Consider the following 15,035-nt stretch of genomic DNA (forward strand, 5'->3'; position numbering starts at 1 on the left):
TGGTGCGGTGACTCTCCGGCTCTACGACACCAAGACGCAGTCGCTGCGCGACTTCGCCCCGCTCGACCCCGGAAACGTCACCATCTACGTGTGCGGTCCGACCGTTCAGTCGGGCCCCCACATCGGGCATCTGCGGGGCGCGCTGAGCTTCGACATCCTGCGTCGCTGGCTCGCGCATCGCTTCGCACGGGTCACGTTCGTGCGCAACGTCACCGACATCGATGACAAGGTGCTCGCGGGCGCCACCGATGCCGAGCCGTGGTGGGCGCTGGCCTACCGCATGGAACTGGCCTTCACGCGCGCCTACGGCGCCATCGGCATCCTCCCTCCGACCTACGAGCCGCGCGCGACGGCGTCGATCCCGCAGATGCAGGAGCTCATCCGGCGCCTCATCGACGCCGGTCATGCGTACGCCGCCGCCGGCGACGTGTACTTCGACGTGCGCTCGTGGCCCGCCTACGGGGAGCTCACCCGCCAGTCGCTGGACGCCATGGAGCCGGCGGCCGACGCCGATCCGCGCGGCAAGCGCGACCCGCGCGACTTCGCCCTGTGGAAGGGCGGCAAGGACGACGAGCCCGCCTCGGCGCGCTGGGAATCGCCGTGGGGCGCCGGACGCCCCGGCTGGCACATCGAGTGCTCGGCGATGTCGCGCCGCTACCTCGGAGCCGAGTTCGACATCCACGGCGGCGGGCTCGACCTGCGCTTCCCGCACCACGAGAACGAACTCGCGCAGTCGGCGGCCGCCGGCGACGGCTTCGCGCGGTTCTGGGTGCACAACGGCCTCGTGACCGTCGGCGACCAGAAGATGTCGAAGTCGCTGGGCAACTTCATCCTCGCCGACGACCTGCTGGGCGAACGCGATCCGCTGGTGGTGCGCTACGCGCTCGCCGCGGCTCACTACCGCTCGAGCCTGGACATCACCGCGTCGAGCTTCGACGAGGCCGAGGCGGCGCTCGAACGCATCCGCACCTTCCTCGAGCGCGCGCTGCGCACGCTGCGCGACGACGAGGCCGACGTGCGGGTGGACGCGCGGATGCCGGAGCGGTTCGCCGCGGCGATGGACGACGACCTGGGCGTGCCGCAGGCGCTCGCCGTGATCCACGAGCGCGTCCGCGAGGGCAACACCGCTCTGGACGCCGGCGACCGCGACGCCACACTCGCGGCGTTCGCCGATGTCGCGGTGATGACGGGCCTGCTCGGCATCGACCCGCTGGACCCCGCGTGGGCCGCGCAGGGAGCAGGACCCGAGGCGGCGGCGCTGGACGCGCTGCTGACCACGATGATCGGCCAGCGCGCGCAGGCGCGGGCCGCCAAGGACTGGGCCGCGGCCGATCGCATCCGCGATGCGATCGCCGCGGCGGGAATCGCGCTGGAAGACGGCGCCGACGGAACGCATTGGAGTCTGTGATGGCCAAGCCACCTCGCCCGGGATCGGGCAACAGCAAGAAGAAGGGCTCCACCAAGGGCACCGGCGGCCACGGCCGCAAGTCGCTCGAGGGCAAGGGGCCGACGCCCAAGGCGGAGGACCGCGCCTGGCACCCTGCCGGCAAGCGCAAGGCCGCCCAGGAGCGCTACGCCGCCGCGGGCGGGAAGGGTCGGGCCGGACAGAAGCCGCAGGCCTCCACGCCGAACCGGACCTCGCGCGCGCGGCAGAGCGACGACACCGAGACGGTCACCGGGCGCAATTCGGTCCTCGAGGCCCTGCGCGCCAGGATCCCCGCGACGACGCTCTACATCGCCCAGCGCGTCGAGATGGACGACCGGGTCAAGGAGATGCTCTCGATCGCGACGCACCGGGACATCGCGATCCTCGAGGTCACCCGCCAGGAGCTCGACCGCATGGCGGGCTTCGACGGTGTGCACCAGGGCGTCGCGCTCAAGGTCCCGCCCTACGAGTACGCCCACCCGCAGGATCTGCTCGAGCAGGTCATCGACGCCGGAGCCACACCGCTGCTCGTGGCGCTGGACGGCGTCACCGATCCCCGCAACCTCGGCGCGATCATCCGCTCCACCGCGGCGTTCGGCGGACAGGGCGTCATCCTCCCCCAGCGCCGCTCGGCGAGCGTCAACTCCGCCGCGTGGAAGACCAGCGCCGGCGCGGCGGCGCGTGTGCCGGTCGCCCTCGCGCCGAACCTCACCACGACGCTCAAGGAGTTCAAGAAGCAGGGCGTGTTCGTCCTCGGTCTCGACGGCGGCGGCGACGTGTCGCTCCCGGCGCTCGAGCTGGCCGACCGCCCCGTCGTGGTGGTCGTGGGCTCCGAGGGCAAGGGTCTGTCGCGCCTGGTCACCGAGACGTGCGACCAGATCGTGTCGATCCCGATCTCGGCGTCCACCGAATCGCTGAACGCCGGCATCGCGGCATCCGTCGCCCTGTACCAGATCGCGACGCTGCGCACGCAGCGCTGAGGTCGCCCATCGGCGCGGCATCGTGACGGCGCGAGGCGTGTAAATTCTGCGCGTCGCGCTCGCTACGTCTGTCGATGCGTGTCGGGGGCGGGGTAGTTTCGTACTGTGTCAGAGAACGTCGCCGGACCCCGCATCGCCCGCTCCCGCAGTGAGCGGCACCCCCTCGCCCAGGCCCCGGTCACCCCGCCGCCCAGCACCGTCGACGGCTTCGTCAAGGAGTTCCTCGACAATCTGAACTTCGGTCAGGGCGTCGCGCTGTCGGCCTCCTCGGTCAACGACCAGTACCTGGCTCTGGCGCGCACGGTGCGCGACTACCTGATGGCGCGCTGGCTCGAGACGGTCCGCCGGCAGCTCGAGACGCAGGCCAAGGGCGTGTGCTACCTGTCGGCCGAGTACCTGTTGGGCCGCCAGCTCGGCAACAGCCTGCTGGCGACGGGCCTGGAGGACATCGCGACCGAAGCGCTCGCCGAATGCGGCATCGACATCGCCGACCTGCGGGCTCAGGAAGTCGAGCCCGGGCTCGGCAACGGCGGCCTCGGACGCCTCGCCGCGTGCTTCATCGACTCGCTCGCGACGATGAGCGTCCCGGCGATCGGCTACGGCATCCGCTACGAGTACGGCATCTTCCGCCAGACGTTCGAGGACGGGCGCCAGGTCGAGAAGCCGGATGCGTGGCTGACTATGGGCTCCCCGTGGGAGTTCCCGCACCCCGAGGCGGCGCAGACCATCTCGTTCGGCGGGCGCACCGAGCAGTACGACGACGACGGGGTCCTGCGCAGCCGCTGGATCCCCGACTGGAGCGTGCAGGCGCTGCCGTACAACTACATGGTGCCGGGCTACCTGAACGGATGCGTCAACACGCTGCGGCTGTGGAGCGCGCAGGCGACGCAGGCGTTCGATCTGCGCATCTTCAACGCCGGCGACTACGCCGAGGCGGTGCGCGCGCAGACCTTCGCCGAGAACATCTCGAAGGTGCTCTACCCCGAGGACTCGACTCCCCAGGGCAAGGAGCTGCGTCTCCAGCAGCAGTACTTCTTCTCCGCCGCCTCGATCGGCGACTTCTTCGACGTCGTGCTGCCCGAGGACTACGACCTCACGAAGCTCCCCACCCGTGCGATCTTCCAGCTCAACGACACCCACCCCGTCATCGCGGTGCCGGAGTTCATGCGCCAGCTGGTCGATGTGCGCGGCATGGAGTGGGACGCCGCGTGGGAGATCACGCAGCAGTGCTTCGCATATACGTGCCACACGCTGCTGCCCGAAGCCCTCGAGGTGTGGCCGGTCGAGCTGGTCGGCCGCCTCCTGCCGCGCCACCTCGAGATCATCTACCGCATCAACGAGGAGTTCCTCGCCTCGGTGCGCGAGCGGTACGGCGACGACGAGCTGCGCATCCGGAACATGTCGATCATCGGCGAGCACCCCGAGCGCTCGATCCGCATGGCGCACCTGGCGACCGTCGCCGCGGCGAAGGTCAACGGCGTCGCGGAGCTGCATTCGCAGCTGCTGCGCGACAAGGTCCTGGCAGACTTCGCCGACTTCTACCCGGGCAAGTTCACCAACGTCACCAACGGCATCACGCCGCGGCGGTTCCTGCGGCTGGCGAACAAGTCGCTGAGCGGGCTGATCACCGAGGCGCTCGGCCCCGGATGGGTCACCGACCTCGATCGGCTGCGCGAACTCGAGACCTACGCCGAGGATCCCGACTTCCGCGAGCGGTTCGCCGAGGTCAAGGCCTCGAACAAGCGGCGCCTGAACCGCGTACTGCTCGAGCGCGACGGTCTCGGCGTCGACGACACCCACATGCTCGACGTCATGGTCAAGCGCCTCCACGAGTACAAGCGGCAGATGCTGAAGCTGCTGCACATCGTCACGCTCTACGACGGCGTCGTGTCGGGCCGTGTGCCGATCGAGGACGTCACGCCGCGCACGTTCATCTTCGGGGCCAAGGCCGCGCCGGGCTACCGCATCGCGAAGGACATCATCCACCTCATCAACAAGGTGGGCAGCGTCGTCAACGCGGACCCGGCGGTGCAGGGCCGGCTCAAGGTGCTCTTCCCGCCGAACTACAACGTCACGCTCGCCGAGCGCGTCATCCCCGCGGCGGATCTGTCGGAGCAGATCTCGCTGGCGGGCAAGGAGGCGTCGGGTACGGGCAACATGAAGTTCGCGCTCAACGGCGCCCTCACGATCGGCACGGACGACGGGGCGAACGTCGAGATCCGCCAGCTCGTCGGCGACGACAACTTCTTCCTGTTCGGCATGAGCGAGCCCGAGGTCGAGGCGCTGAGCGCCCGGGGCTACGTCCCCGCCGACGTCTATCGGGCCGACCCCGACCTGCGCAGTGCGATCGACCTGATCGCCTCGGGCGCGTTCTCGGGCGGCGACCGGACGGTCTTCGAACCGGTCGTGTCGAACCTGCTCTACGAGGACCGCTTCATGGTGCTCGCCGACTACGCGGCGTACATCGCGGCCCAGAAGCGCGTGGATGCCGCCTATGCCGACTCCGACGCGTGGACCCGCTCGGCGATCCTCAACGTGGCGCGCTGCGGGTTCTTCTCCTCGGACCGTTCGATGCGCGACTACATCAGTCGCATCTGGAACACGCCGCCGCTCATCTGACAGGCGGAAGTCCATACCCGGGAATGGAACCGGGTGCGCGAGCATTGAACCCGGTCAAGCCCACGAGAGGAACACCATGCCCCGCATCGCCGTCATCGGAGGAACCGGCTACGCCGGACGCAACATCGTCGCCGAGGCGGTGAGCCGGGGGCACACCGTCGTGTCGGTGGCCCGCACGCTTCCCGCCGACCGCGTCGACGGAGCCACGTACGTCGAAGGCACCGTGCTCGACGTCCCGAGCCTCGTCGCGGAGCTCGAAGGCGTCGACGTGGTGGTCTCGGCGGTCGCCCCGCGCGGTGACATGCTCGGCAAGTACCGCCCCGCGATGGCCGAGCTCGTCGCGGCGCTGCCCGCCGACGTGCGTGTCGGTGTCATCGGCGGCGCCGGCGGCAGCCTCATCGCTCCGGGAGGCGAGCGGCTGGTCGACCAGCCCTCGTTCACCGAGGAGTACAAGCCCGAGGCCCTCGAGGCCTACGGCGTACTCGAGGACCTGCAGGCGGGTCCCGCCGCGCGCGACTGGTTCTACGTGCACCCGGCGGGTGGCTTCGGCGCGTGGAACCCGGGCGAGCGCACCGGTGCGTACCGCGACGGCGGCGACGTCCTCGTGACGGATGCCGACGGCGAGTCGTTCATCTCGGGTGCGGACCTGGGCGTCGCGATCGTCGACGAGATCGAGAACCCGCGGCACTCGCGCGAGCGCTTCACGGTCGGGTACTGACGCCGGGACGCTTCAGACCAGGTCCCGCCAGTCGACCTCGTCGTCCTCATCCTCGTCGATGACCTCGAGGGCGGAGGTGATCACCGGCATCGACACGGTGTCGGTGGGCGGGCCCATGAGCGTGGCCTCGTCGCGCCGGTGGCGCAGGACCTCGTCGATGTAGCTCGTGAGGACCTCCGCCAGCGGCGCCGAACGGCCGCGCGCCTGCGACATGTACCACCGGTGCTCGAGCACCTGGTGGAAGACCTCTGCGGGCTCGAGCTTGGCGCGCAGGTCGAACGGGATGGCCTTGACGACCGGTTCGAAGACCCGCGTGAGCCACTCGTGGGCGACCATCTCCTCGTCGTCGCCGAGCCGCGAGACGCGCGCCCGGAACTCGTCGAGGTCGTTCAGGAGGCGCCGCGCCTGGTTCTCCTCGACGTCCAGGCCCGTCAGGCGCAGCAGGCGCCGCTGGTGATGGCCGGCGTCGACGACCTTCGGCTCGATCGACACGCGCGTGCCGTCGGTGGTGGACTGGATGGACATCTCGCCGATGTCGAAGCCGAGCGTGTTCAGCCGCTGCACGCGCTCGGTGATGCGCCACGACTCGCCGACGCCGAAGCTCTCGATGTCGGTCAGCGCGGCCCACAGCGACCGGTAGGAGGACACGATCCCGTCGGCGATGGCGAGCGCGTCGACGCCTCCCTCGAGACGGCCGCCGGCTTCGAGATCCATGATCTCGCCGGCGATGTTCGTGCGGGCGATCTCGAGATCGTGCTCGCGCTGTCCCGGCGTGAGCCCGCTCTCGTGCAGCTCGCCCGTCTCGGCGTCGACCAGATAGGCCGCGAACGCCCCCGCGTCTCGGCGGAACAGCGTGTTCGACAGCGAGACGTCGCCCCAGAAGAACCCGACGTTGTGCAGGCGCACCAGCAGCGCCGCGAGGGCGTCGACCAGCCGTGTGGCCGTGTCGGGGCGCAGCACCTGCGTGAACAGGGCTCGATACGGGAGCGAGAACTTCAGGTGCGCGGTCACGAGCGCGGCGGGGAGCGGCTCGCCGTCGGCGTCACGGCGCCCGTCGATGACGGCGACGCGCTCCACGCGCGGGGCGTCCAGGCGGGCGAGGTTGCCCAGCATGTCGTATTCGCGCCGCGCCATGGCGCCCGTGGTCTCCTTGATCGCCACGACGCGCCCCGACAGGTTCGCGAACCGCACGAGATGGCGGGAGATGCCCTTGGGAAGGTAGACGATCGTGTGCGACGGCCACGCGCCCAGGGGCGTCTGCCACGGAAGATCGAGCAGCGCCGGGTCGATCCTGCTGGCGGTGATGCTCAGGGCATCCGGCACGGGCCCTCCCGAAAGACGGCGCGACGGCGCGGGGGAACCGAATCCGCCCGCGCCGTCGCGATGAGGTGGTGTCAGGCCGATGCGATCGGAGCGGACGTCAGGCGCTCGCCCGTCTCGGCGTCGAACACGTGCACGTGGTGCGGCACCGGGGCCAGGATGACGGTCTCGCCCGCGTTCGCGTGGTTGCGGCCGTCGACGCGCGCGACGATGTCGGTGCGCTTGCCGTGGATGTCGGTGTGCCCGTACAGGTAGCCGTCGGCGCCGAGCTCCTCGACGAGGTCGACGACGACCGAGAGGCCCTTGCCGTCCTCGGGGTTGACGATGATGTCCTCGGGGCGGACGCCGGCGGTGACCTCGCTGCCGTGGGCCTTGTCGGTGGCGTCGTCGATGCCGACCAGTCGGGTGCCGAACTGGATGCCGCCCTCGGCGAGCGGAACCGGGAACAGGTTCATCGCCGGCGAGCCGATGAAGCCGGCCACGAAGACGTTCTGCGGCTTCTCGTACAGGTCGCGCGGGGTGCCGACCTGCTGCAGCAGTCCGTCCTTGAGGACCGCGATGCGGTCGCCCATCGTCAGGGCCTCGGTCTGGTCGTGGGTCACGTAGACCGTGGTGACGCCGAGGCGGCGCTGGAGCGACGCGATCTGCGTGCGCGTCTGGACGCGGAGCTTGGCGTCGAGGTTCGACAGCGGCTCGTCCATGAGGAACACCTGGGGCTGGCGGACGATCGCGCGGCCCATCGCGACGCGCTGGCGCTGACCGCCGGACAGGGCCTTCGGCTTGCGGGTCAGGTACTGCTCGAGGTCGAGCAGCTTCGCGGCCTCGAGGACGCGCTGCGCGCGCTCGTCCTTGCCGACACCGGCGATCTTCAGGGCGAAGCCCATGTTCTCGGCGACGGTCATGTGCGGGTACAGCGCGTAGTTCTGGAACACCATCGCGATGTCGCGGTCCTTGGGAGCGACATCGGTGACGTCGCGGTCGCCGATGAGGATGCGGCCCGAGTTGACCTCTTCGAGGCCGGCCAGCATGCGCAGGGACGTGGACTTGCCGCAACCGGACGGGCCGACGAGAACGAGGAACTCGCCGTCCTCGATCTCGAGGTTGAGCTTGTCGACGGCGGGGCGCGTGCCCCCGGGGTACAGACGCGTCGCGTTGTCGAAAGTGACGGTCGCCATTGATTCTTCTCCTTCACCGGCAGGTACGTGCCGGACGATCCGTAGTGAGGATGAACGGGGGCTAGCCCGTACGCCCGCCATCGGGCGTACCCATCAGTATGCCATGACGGCGGGTCTCCATCGGTTTCGGCTCCTGTGGAGCGCCTGTCTGGGCATTTCCCAGACACCCTGGCTAGCATCGACTCCGGCCGCGCCCGTGCGGTCTCTGCAGCGTGCCGGTCCCCACAGTCAGCCCCCGAGAGGTTCCATGTCGAGCGACGATCCTTCGAATGCGCCGAGCCCGAGCGAGCGTCGGGACGCCGTTCGCGAGAAGGCGCAGCAGGTGCACGCCCGGCAGCGCCGCGCCCGTCGCATCCGCGCAGCGGTGATCTCGCTGGTCGCGGTCGTCGTCGTCGCCGTGACCGCGTCGGTCGTCACGTGGGTCGTATCCTCGGACGCCTCGCAGCCGATGCTGTCGCCGTCGAACATGACCGACGACGGCTTCGCGGTGACCTCGGTCGCCGGCGTCGCGCTCAGCAGCGACGTCCAGCAGGACGCCACGCCGAGCCCCTCGCCGAGCGACGAGCCCGAGCCCACGCCGACCGACCACCCCGTCATCGAGATCCGCGTCTACGTCGACTACCTCTCGACGGCGTCGCGCGACTTCCAGGTGGCGAACGTCCAGCAGCTGGCCAAGTGGGTCAGCGAGGACGCCGCGACGCTGACCTACTACCCGGTGTCGATGCTCACGGCGAAGTCCAACGGGACGAAGTACTCGCTGCGCGCCGCCGGCGCGGCCGCGTGCGTCGGCGCGCACTCGCCCGAGACCTTCTTCGCCTTCAACAACGCCCTGCTGGCACAGCAGCCGGAGGTCGGCACGGGAGGTTACGACGACAGCGAGCTGGCGTCGATGGCGATCGCGTCCGGTGCGCAGAACCCCAAGACGGTGCGCGAGTGCATCGAAGAGGGCGAGTACCGCGCGTGGGCGCAGGCCGCCACCGAGCGCGCGCTCGAGGGCCTGCCGGACACCGACATCGCCCTCACCGGGACGCCGACCGTGCTGGTGAACGGCTCGCCCTACGTCGGGTCGCTGACCGACCCCAAGGAGTTCTCGCAGTTCGTCCTGACGCTCGCGAGCGACGCCTACTACCAGGCGACGCCCACCCCCACGCCGACGGCCGAGCCGTAGAGTGCGCGGCCGACCGGCCGGGACGGCCCGGCGGCATCGCCCCGGTAGACTGGGCGCTCTGCCGACTTGGCGCAATTGGTAGCGCACCCGACTTGTAATCGGGCGGTTACGGGTTCGAGTCCCGTAGTCGGCTCGTGTTCTGCATCGACCCCGACTTGTCATCGCGCGGTGCGGGTTCGAGTCCCGTAGTCGGCTCGTGACGGGCCAGAGCACCCCCCTGCCCGCGTGGCTGGCGATCTCGGGCGCCGTGGTGGTGGGAGCCCTGACGGCCCTGCAGGCGCGCGTCAACGGTCAGCTGGGCGTGGCCATCGACGACGGCTTCACCGCGGCGTTCATCTCGTTCGGATCGGGCCTGGCGATCCTCGTGGTCCTCTCGGCGGCGATCCCGGCCGGCCGCCGCGGCACCGCGCGGCTGCTGCGGGGTGTGCGCCGGGGCGGCATCCCCTGGTGGATGCTCGCCGGCGGCGCCGCCGGAGCCCTCACCGTCGCCACGCAAGGCCTCGCGGTGGGGCTCATCGGCGTCTCGCTGTTCACGGTCGGCGTCGTCGCAGGGCAGACACTGGCGGGACTCGTGCTGGACCGGATCGGATACGGACCCGCCGGCGTCGTCGCCGTCACGATCCCGCGCGTGGTCGGCGGCGGGCTCGCGCTCGTCGCCGTGGCGCTCTCGCTCACCGGCGACGGTCTGGGCGGCATCCCGTGGTGGATGCTCGTGCTGCCGTTCCTGGCGGGCGCGGGGATCTCCTGGCAGCAGGCGACGAACGGACGGCTGCGGCAGCGGGTCGGGACGCCGCTGACGGCGACCGCCGTGAACTTCGCCGGCGGCTCGCTCGTGCTCGCGGTCGCCGCTGCGATCCGCATCGCCGTCGCCGGCCCGCCCGAATCGCTCCCGACCGACGCGTGGATCTACACCGGCGGGGCCATCGGTGTGGTGTACATCTTCCTGTCGGCCGCGCTGGTGCAGTACACCGGCGTGCTGCTGTTCGGCCTCGGCTCGGTCGTCGGCCAGCTGGTGACGTCCCTGCTGCTGGACGCGCTGTGGCCCGCCCCGGCGAGCCCCGGGCTCGTCCGGGAGTCGCTCATGACTGCTGTGGCCCTCGTGTCGGTCGTCGTCGCGGCCTCGCCCTGGACGCGCCGCCTCCGGCGCGTCTGATCCCGAGGCGCCTACGCGCCGTCGGGCGTGAACGACAGCGAGATCGAATTCATGCAGTAGCGGTCGCCGGTCGGCGTGCCGAAGCCGTCGGGGAAGACGTGCCCCAGGTGCGAGCCGCACGAGGCGCACCGGACCTCGGTGCGCACCATCCCGTGGCTGCGGTCCTCGATGAGCTCCACGGCCTCGGGGCGGACGGACTCGTAGAAGCTCGGCCACCCGCAGTGCGAGTCGAACTTGGTGCCGCTCATGAACAGCTCGGCGTCGCACGCGGCGCACGTGTAGAGGCCGGCCCGCTGCTCATCGAGCAGCTCGCCCGTCCAGGCGCGCTCGGTGCCCGCCTGACGCAGCACCGCGTACTGGTCGGCGGAGAGGCGCTCCCGCCACTGGTCGTCGCTGTACTCGACGTCGTACGTCATTGATCCTCCTCGGTCGTCTCCATTCAACAGCAGCCCGCGCGCCGCTGTTCCGCGCCCGCTGGGCGTCTGCCGGGAGAATGGGAGCCGATGAGCACCGATGAGCACGAGGTCGTCGAACGGTACCGGCGCTTCGCCCGCGACGAGGCCCCCGGCCGCAGCGCGCTGTACGCCGAATGGGCCGCCGGCGTGGCGGCGGACCCCGTGACGGCCGGGCTCCTCGCGCGCATCCCCGCCGTACGCCGGCAGCCGCCGCTCGTGTTCGCGATCGCCCGCATGCTGGGCGCTCCCGAGGCGGCGTATCCGGAGTGGGCGGCATGGCTCGGCGTGCACATCGACGCGGTCGTCGGCGAGGCATCGCGCCGGTCGCTGCAGACGAACGAGCCGCTGCGCTGCGCGGCGCTCCTGCCCGCTCTGTCGATGATCCCCGGGCCCATCGCGCTCCTGGAGCTCGGCGCGAGCGCCGGGCTGTGCCTGCATCCGGACCGCTACTCGTACCGGTACGACGGCGGACCCGACCTCGATCCGCCCACCGGGCCCTCGCCCGTCGTGCTGTCGTCGCGGCTGACGGGGCCCGCCGCCGTGCGGATGCCCGAGATCGTGTGGCGCGGCGGGATCGATCTCGCCCCGCTGGACCCGCGCGACCGCGACGACCGGGCGTTCCTCCAGGCGCTCGTGTGGCCGGGGGAGGCCGGGCGCGCCGAGCGCATCCGGCGCGCCCTCGACATCGCCGCGGCCCATCCCGCGCCGATCGCCGCGGGTGACGCCTCGTACCCGGACGTGCTGCACGCCGCCGTCTCGGCGGCACCCCGGGGCGCCACGCTCGTCGTGGCGACCCCGGGCGTGCTGCCGCACATCCCGCGCCAGGCGCGCGAGCGGCTGATCGACATGCTCGCCCGAGGACCGTGGCGATGGGTGACGATCGATCCCGCCGGCCTCCACGACGCGTGGCGCCCGCGCCTCGACGCCGCCGGCTGGGGCGGCTTCGTGCTGGGGCTGGATGCGCGAGCGCTGGCCGCCGTCGATCCGCTCGGCGCATCCGTGGAGTGGCGCGCGGGATCTCCGCCGGCACGCGGTTAGCGTGGGGATGTGCCCCTCAGCGACCGCGACCGCGCCCTGCTCGACTTCGAGAACGCGTGGATGCGTCACGCCGGCGCGAAGGAGGAGGCGATCCGCGCCGACCTCGGCATGTCGCCGGCGCGGTACTACCAGCTGCTGGGCCGGCTGATCGACTCGGCCGACGCCCAGGCGCACGATCCGATGCTCGTGGGGCGGCTGCGACGGCTGCGCGACGAGCGCGGGCCGAGGACCACCGCGCGCGCCGGGTAACATCGTGGGGTGCCACAGACCTCCTTCCCCAGGGATCGCTTCGACGACCTGCCCGAGGACGGTGGCCGTGTCGGCGCGCATCGCGCCGAGCAGCCGCACCTGCACGGCTGGACCCTCTTCTTCTGGGCCGTCGCTGCAACCGTCGTCCTGACGCTCGTCGGAGTGTTCGCCACGATGATCGCGTCCGGTCGCATCCAGCTCGTGCCCGAGCCCGAGCCGACGGTCGCCGCGACCCCCGTAGAGGCCGTGGAGCCGGTCGTGGACACGTCCTACCAGGTGCTGATCCTCAACGCGACGCCCCAGGAGGGACTGGCGACGCAGACGAGGGACGTCGTGCTCGGCGCCGGCTGGGCAGCCTCCGACGTGACCGCCGGCGAGGCCGGCAGCCAGGACTTCGCCGAGACGACCGTGTACTACCTCTCCGACGAGGACGAGGCCGCGGCACTCGGGCTCGCCGATGTGATCGGCGGAGCGCGCACCGAGCAGAGCGACGTCTACCAGGTCGCCGTCGAGGGCGCCTCGCAGCTGACGGTCGTGCTGGGTCTGGATCGCATCGAGGACTCCGCGAGCGCGACGCCCGAGCCCTGAGCCGCACCGCGCGTGTTTCGTGCCCGTAAACACTTCGCGGCATGCGTGTCAACACTTCGCCCGCGGGCGAATCTGTGAATTCTCCGATGAATACGATGGGCCCCAGTCCCACAGCAACAGGAGATTCGCATGACCCAGGGAACCGTCAAGTGGTTCAACGCCGAGAAGGGGTACGGCTTCATCACGGTCTCTGATGGCCGCGACGTCTTCGTCCACTACTCGAACATCGAGATGACCGGCTTCCGCGTCCTCGAGGAAGGCCAGACGGTGGAGTTCACCGTCGGGACCGGACAGAAGGGTCCGCAGGCCGAATCCGTCCGCATCGTCGCCTGACACCGCTTCTCACCGGCAGCGGGGCGCCCTTCGGGGTGCCCCGCTGCCGTCGTGTTGCGGCATCCTTCCCCGCGGCTTGCACTCGATAGGGGCGAGTGCCAGAATGTGTTAGCACTCCATCTTGTTGAGTGCTAAGTCCGAAAGCCACCGTCCGGGAGGGACGACACACTTATGGCAAAGATCATCGCTTTTGACGAGGAGGCCCGTCGCGGTCTCGAGCGCGGCCTGAACATCCTCGCCGACGCCGTCAAGGTGACCCTCGGCCCGCGCGGTCGCAACGTCGTGCTCGAGAAGAAGTGGGGCGCCCCCACCATCACGAACGACGGCGTGTCGATCGCCAAGGAGATCGAGCTCGAGGACGCGTACGAGAAGATCGGCGCGGAGCTCGTCAAGGAGGTCGCCAAGAAGACCGACGACGTCGCCGGTGACGGCACCACGACGGCCACCGTCCTGGCCCAGGCGCTCGTCCGCGAGGGCCTGCGCAACGTCGCGGCCGGCGCCGACCCCATCTCGCTGAAGAAGGGCATCGAGAAGGCCGTCAAGGCCATCACCGATGAGCTGCTGGCGAACGCCAAGGAGGTCGAGTCGAAGGAGCAGATCGCTGCGACCGCTTCGATCTCGGCGGCCGACACCGAGATCGGCGCTCTCATCGCCGAGGCCATCGACAAGGTGGGCAAGGAGGGCGTGGTCACGGTCGAGGAGTCGCAGACCTTCGGCACCGAGCTCGAGCTCACCGAGGGCATGCGCTTCGACAAGGGCTACCTGAACCCCTACTTCGTCACCGACCCGGAGCGCCAGGAGGCGGTCTTCGAGGACCCCTACATCCTGATCGCGAACCAGAAGATCTCGAACATCAAGGACCTTCTGCCGATCGTCGACAAGGTGATCCAGGACGGCAAGGAGCTCCTGATCATCGCCGAGGACGTCGAGGGCGAGGCTCTGGCGACCCTGGTGCTGAACAAGATCCGCGGCATCTTCAAGTCGGCCGCCGTCAAGGCACCCGGCTTCGGCGACCGTCGCAAGGCCCAGCTGCAGGACATCGCGATCCTCACCGGCGGCCAGGTCATCACCGAGGAAGTCGGTCTCAAGCTCGAGAACGCCACCCTCGACCTGCTCGGCCGTGCACGCAAGGTCATCATCACCAAGGACGAGACCACGATCGTCGAGGGCGCCGGTGAGCAGGAGCTCATCGAAGGCCGCGTGACGCAGATCCGTCGCGAGATCGACAACACCGACAGCGACTACGACCGCGAGAAGCTCCAGGAGCGCCTGGCCAAGCTCGCCGGCGGCGTCGCCGTCATCAAGGCGGGCGCGGCCACCGAGGTCGAGCTCAAGGAGCGCAAGCACCGCATCGAGGACGCCGTCCGCAACGCGAAGGCGGCCGTCGAGGAGGGCATCGTCCCCGGTGGTGGCGTGGCCCTCATCCAGGCGGGCACCACGGCGTTCGACGGTCTCGAGCTCGTCGGCGACGAGGCGACCGGCGCGAACATCGTGAAGGTCGCCATCGAGGCTCCGCTCAAGCAGATCGCCCTCAACGCGGGCCTGGAGCCCGGCGTCGTCGCCAACAAGGTGTCCGAGTTGCCGGCCGGCCACGGCCTGAACGCCGCCACCGGCGAGTACGGCGACCTGTTCGCGCAGGGCATCATCGACCCCGCCAAGGTGACCCGTTCGGCTCTGCAGAACGCCGCGTCGATCGCGGGCCTGTTCCTGACGACCGAGGCCGTCGTCGCCGACAAGCCCGAGAAGGCCGCGCCGGTTCCGGCCGACCCGACCGGCGGCATGGACTTCTGATCCAGCGCCTGTGACAGAAGAG

At 70.4% G+C, this 15,035-nt stretch carries 14 protein-coding genes and 1 tRNA gene; 12 read left to right on the top strand and 3 right to left on the bottom strand.

What is annotated here, in order from left to right; translation table 11 throughout:
• The first annotated feature begins 7 nt into the window (after positions 1 to 7).
• The 4 genes from cysS to P0L94_01605 all read left to right on the top strand — a co-directional run bounded on the left by cysS (position 8) and on the right by P0L94_01605 (position 5,743).
• Positions 8 to 1,408: a cysteine--tRNA ligase gene (gene cysS, locus P0L94_01590; GenBank protein WES64775.1), complete on the top strand. Its 1,401-nt coding sequence runs from the start codon at positions 8 to 10 to the stop codon at positions 1,406 to 1,408.
• Entirely contained in the window at positions 1,408 to 2,406 is a 999-nt protein-coding gene (gene rlmB, locus P0L94_01595; GenBank protein WES64776.1) for a 23S rRNA (guanosine(2251)-2'-O)-methyltransferase RlmB, read from the top strand. The genes cysS and rlmB overlap by 1 nt, the downstream gene beginning before the upstream one ends.
• Positions 2,407 to 2,511: 105 nt before the next feature.
• Positions 2,512 to 5,025 carry a glycogen/starch/alpha-glucan phosphorylase gene (locus P0L94_01600; protein WES64777.1) on the top strand — a complete coding sequence of 838 codons (2,514 nt, stop codon included), beginning with the start codon at positions 2,512 to 2,514 and terminating at the stop codon, positions 5,023 to 5,025.
• Between the two features lie 76 nt (positions 5,026 to 5,101).
• On the top strand, positions 5,102 to 5,743 hold the full coding sequence (locus tag P0L94_01605) for an NAD(P)H-binding protein (GenBank protein WES64778.1): 642 nt from the start codon (positions 5,102 to 5,104) through the stop codon (positions 5,741 to 5,743).
• 12 nt (positions 5,744 to 5,755) lie between these two features.
• Here P0L94_01605 and P0L94_01610 read toward each other — a convergent pair whose 3' ends face one another.
• Together P0L94_01610 and ugpC are read right to left on the bottom strand one after the other, a co-directional pair.
• Complete coding sequence (locus P0L94_01610) at positions 5,756 to 7,066, bottom strand: DUF4032 domain-containing protein (protein WES64779.1); 1,311 nt, start codon at positions 7,064 to 7,066, stop codon at positions 5,756 to 5,758.
• Positions 7,067 to 7,137: 71 nt separating this feature from the next.
• Positions 7,138 to 8,238: a sn-glycerol-3-phosphate ABC transporter ATP-binding protein UgpC gene (ugpC, locus tag P0L94_01615; GenBank protein WES64780.1), complete on the bottom strand. Its 1,101-nt coding sequence runs from the start codon at positions 8,236 to 8,238 to the stop codon at positions 7,138 to 7,140.
• A 247-nt stretch (positions 8,239 to 8,485) separates the two neighbouring features.
• Here ugpC and P0L94_01620 point away from each other — a divergent pair, with 247 nt between their 5' ends.
• The 3 genes from P0L94_01620 (at position 8,486) to P0L94_01630 (ending at position 10,559) form a co-directional block, all read left to right on the top strand.
• Positions 8,486 to 9,406 (top strand): thioredoxin domain-containing protein, encoded by a 921-nt coding sequence (locus P0L94_01620; GenBank protein WES64781.1) that lies wholly within the window; start codon positions 8,486 to 8,488, stop codon positions 9,404 to 9,406.
• A 60-nt stretch (positions 9,407 to 9,466) separates the two neighbouring features.
• A tRNA-Thr gene (locus P0L94_01625) sits at positions 9,467 to 9,539 on the top strand.
• A gap of 63 nt (positions 9,540 to 9,602) precedes the next feature.
• On the top strand, positions 9,603 to 10,559 hold the full coding sequence (locus tag P0L94_01630; GenBank protein WES64782.1) for a DMT family transporter: 957 nt from the start codon (positions 9,603 to 9,605) through the stop codon (positions 10,557 to 10,559).
• Positions 10,560 to 10,570: 11 nt separating this feature from the next.
• Here P0L94_01630 and msrB read toward each other — a convergent pair whose 3' ends face one another.
• Positions 10,571 to 10,975 (bottom strand): peptide-methionine (R)-S-oxide reductase MsrB, encoded by a 405-nt coding sequence (gene msrB, locus P0L94_01635; protein ID WES64783.1) that lies wholly within the window; start codon positions 10,973 to 10,975, stop codon positions 10,571 to 10,573.
• 87 nt (positions 10,976 to 11,062) lie between these two features.
• On the opposite strand from msrB, the gene P0L94_01640 reads away from it, so the two are divergent.
• The 5 genes from P0L94_01640 to groL all read left to right on the top strand — a co-directional run bounded on the left by P0L94_01640 (position 11,063) and on the right by groL (position 15,013).
• Complete coding sequence (locus tag P0L94_01640) at positions 11,063 to 12,052, top strand: DUF2332 domain-containing protein (protein WES64784.1); 990 nt, start codon at positions 11,063 to 11,065, stop codon at positions 12,050 to 12,052.
• Positions 12,053 to 12,061: 9 nt separating this feature from the next.
• The gene (locus P0L94_01645; GenBank protein ID WES64785.1) at positions 12,062 to 12,301 is read left to right on the top strand and encodes a DUF3263 domain-containing protein; all 240 of its coding nucleotides are present in this window, start codon (positions 12,062 to 12,064) and stop codon (positions 12,299 to 12,301) included.
• A 9-nt stretch (positions 12,302 to 12,310) separates the two neighbouring features.
• On the top strand, positions 12,311 to 12,889 hold the full coding sequence (locus tag P0L94_01650; protein WES64786.1) for a LytR C-terminal domain-containing protein: 579 nt from the start codon (positions 12,311 to 12,313) through the stop codon (positions 12,887 to 12,889).
• Positions 12,890 to 13,018: 129 nt separating this feature from the next.
• On the top strand, positions 13,019 to 13,222 hold the full coding sequence (locus P0L94_01655; GenBank protein ID WES64787.1) for a cold-shock protein: 204 nt from the start codon (positions 13,019 to 13,021) through the stop codon (positions 13,220 to 13,222).
• 171 nt (positions 13,223 to 13,393) lie between these two features.
• Complete coding sequence (gene groL, locus P0L94_01660; GenBank protein ID WES64788.1) at positions 13,394 to 15,013, top strand: chaperonin GroEL; 1,620 nt, start codon at positions 13,394 to 13,396, stop codon at positions 15,011 to 15,013.
• Positions 15,014 to 15,035 lie beyond the last annotated feature (22 nt).

Source organism: Microbacter sp. GSS18 (assembly GCA_029319145.1).
Classification (GTDB): domain Bacteria; phylum Actinomycetota; class Actinomycetes; order Actinomycetales; family Microbacteriaceae; genus Microbacterium.